The sequence below is a fragment of the Pseudomonas sp. B414 genome (genome assembly GCF_055408445.1).
The window spans coordinates 1-2643 of record NZ_JBUZTQ010000072.1; the positions used below are offsets into that span (position 1 = coordinate 1).

2 protein-coding genes are annotated in these 2643 nt (G+C 41.3%); both read left to right on the forward strand.

What is annotated here, in order from left to right:
• Window positions 1-72: 72 nt before the first annotated feature.
• Window positions 73-1434 (forward strand): AAA family ATPase, encoded by a 1362-nt coding sequence (locus ACZRMH_RS25695; RefSeq protein ID WP_464015800.1) that lies wholly within the window; start codon window positions 73-75, stop codon window positions 1432-1434.
• 1 nt (window position 1435) lies between these two features.
• Window positions 1436-2320 carry a DUF4435 domain-containing protein gene (locus ACZRMH_RS25700; protein ID WP_464015801.1) on the forward strand — a complete coding sequence of 295 codons (885 nt, stop codon included), beginning with the start codon at window positions 1436-1438 and terminating at the stop codon, window positions 2318-2320.
• The last annotated feature ends 323 nt before the right edge of the window (window positions 2321-2643 follow it).

The window sequence follows — 2643 nt, forward strand, 5'->3', positions numbered from 1 at the left end:
TGAATGATCGCGCGCTCTTCAACGCTGAGTTCGGAATAGGACATAGGGGCAGCACCGTACCGGAAAGGTCAGGTGTTGCACTCAGTTTTCGCGGCCGCCTTCAATATTTTTTTCAATCAGGATGTAAATTTCATTGCTGGGCTCAATGGAGCGGGTAAAACCACTGCGTTGAATATGATTGTTTCAATGCTTAAGCCGTCTATTGAAGAACTCGCTGAATTGAGTTTTTCTGAGGCCACACTGACTTTAACTATTTCCGAAAATTTGAGTTTTGATATTGTCGCCAAGCAGGTTGGTGACTTATTAGAGCTCAGCGTTTCAACACTTCCTGATGAAATTCTCACCGCTAACCTTTTGGAGTTTAGGGGGGCCCGAGATCGCTCTAGCATAAAAAAATTCAGGAGCAATAAAGCTTATAATTTTATCAGATCTCTACCGCCACCAATGTTCTTAAGTTTGGATCGGAGATTTATCAAAGGAGCCTCGCCTAGCGACTTTACTTCGCTTTCTCATTTTTTGGTAGATGAGAGACAGAAGAATCTTGATGTTGACAATGGGATGAATGAGGCACTAGGGCTAATAGCAAAAAAGAGCTCTAAAGTTAAAGATAATCAAGCGCAAGAAGACAAAAAGCTTAGGGATCGAATTATCCTGGACTCCTTTCATGTTGGGGGCGAGAATTCTGGAGCTTCACTTCCAAAAAGCACGACGCCTCGAGATTTGAGACTCAAGCAAAAAACAATTAAGGCCGCGTTGCTTGCGCTAGAATTTAAGTCAGATGAATTTGAGCAGATGTATGATAGTTTTTTTGAAAATCTAATATCGTTGTCCAAGAGCGTTTATGAGGTGTTCAATAAACCAAATACAGATGCTGCAAAATCTAGCGCTACTCCACGAAAGAAGGGTGTCGCTTCTATACCTGTGGCAGGAAAAGTAGAGCCGTTGTCACTTGAAAATTCGAAAGTTTTAGGGAAGTGGTTTTCGAATAGCCATCAGATGGCTCGTATCGATCGCTTACTAAAAATGATCGAGGAGTATGAGCAGGCCAAAACATCAATTAACAGTGATCTGACAAAGCTACAGCATTTGATTAACTTGTTCCTAGAGCAGACAAACAAGCGTATCGAAATCACTAATAGGGGGGAGGTTTCTATCACCATCTCTGGAAATGAACGATCGCTGACAGTTTTATCTTCGGGGGAACGACAAATTTTGATTATGTTAACCCATTTATGCTTAAACGACCTATTGCCCCAAAGTGGTATATTCATTGTGGATGAGCCAGAACTATCGCTACACATTTCCTGGCAAGATATGTTTTTAGAGGCTGTTCAAGCAGCTGGGCCTGAGCTTCAGATAATATTGGCAACCCATTCTCCAGCAATTATAGGTGGAAGAAATAGTTTTTATGTGCCGCTGAATGGGGGCATATGAGATGTCCGGCGTATCAGTTTTATCATGGTCATCGGCAGCTTCAAAAAGTATTGGTTTACTTTATAGAGAGCTTCAGTCTATAGAGGTGTATGTTGAAGATAGCAATTCTGAAGCTTTTTATTTTGAGCTTTTAAATCGAATGATTGAAGGCGATAAAAAGATACGGAAAATCATACCGCTTCACGGTAGAAAGAATGTTATTGATCACTGCGAAAGCTTTGATCATCGTACTCCTGCTCTTTTTATTATAGATGGTGATCTTGACCTGTTTTTGAATCTCAGAGAAAGAGGGAAGACAAATCTATTTCAACATAAAGCATATTGCATTGAAAACTATTTAATCTGTAAAGATGCTGCTGTGGAGCTTATAGTGGAATCGTCAGGTACTCTGTTGCGTGAGGACGCGCTAACAGATGTGGAGTGGAATTCGGCGTTATCCTCCATAGAAGCGCTGAAGAGCCTGTTTGTAACTTTCGCTGCTGCGAAAGTCGCTTACCCTGAGCTGAAAACTGTTTCTCATGGGCATATGAGTGTCATAACACAGCGTGTCAGGAAGAGGCCGCCAGAGGTCGATATTCAAAAAGTAAAAGATTTGGAAGAGTCAATTAAGCAAGACTGCATTGGTAAAGTAGGTGAAGATCAATGGGTGATAATCAGAAAGCAAGTCGAAATAAATGCAGAGAGAATTCACCCTATTGATGGAGTCTCCGGAAAAGACTTTTTGCTTCCTATTCTAGATCATTTTGTACGATCAAAAGGTTGTGGTACTACCAATACGGAAAGTTTAATGTTTAAGCTCGCGAAATATTGCAAGCTTGACCGGCTTTCAGAGTTGAGAACCTCTTTGCTTGATGTTATGGGAGGAAAGAATTTTCTTTCGAGTTAATTTAGGTGGGTGGTGCTGATATGGGGGCGGCCATCTGGTCGCGCCTATTAGATGATTTTCCGATACGCTTACCCATTCTTTTAAGAAATATTACTAATTAATAATTCTGAAACTCATAGGCAGTTATCTGTTATTGTGTGCCTGGTAAAAAGAATAGATTTAGCTCGATATTCTAGTTTTCGTGCGTCGGCGCTGACATGTATTAGGTGCATACCGATTGTTCGATATGTAGAAGTCTCGACTTGATCTGACACCCCTCTTGAAAAAGAACGGGGCTACCGGGTTTGATGGTTGTGCGAGCAATCACCAACCCAAGAGGAGTA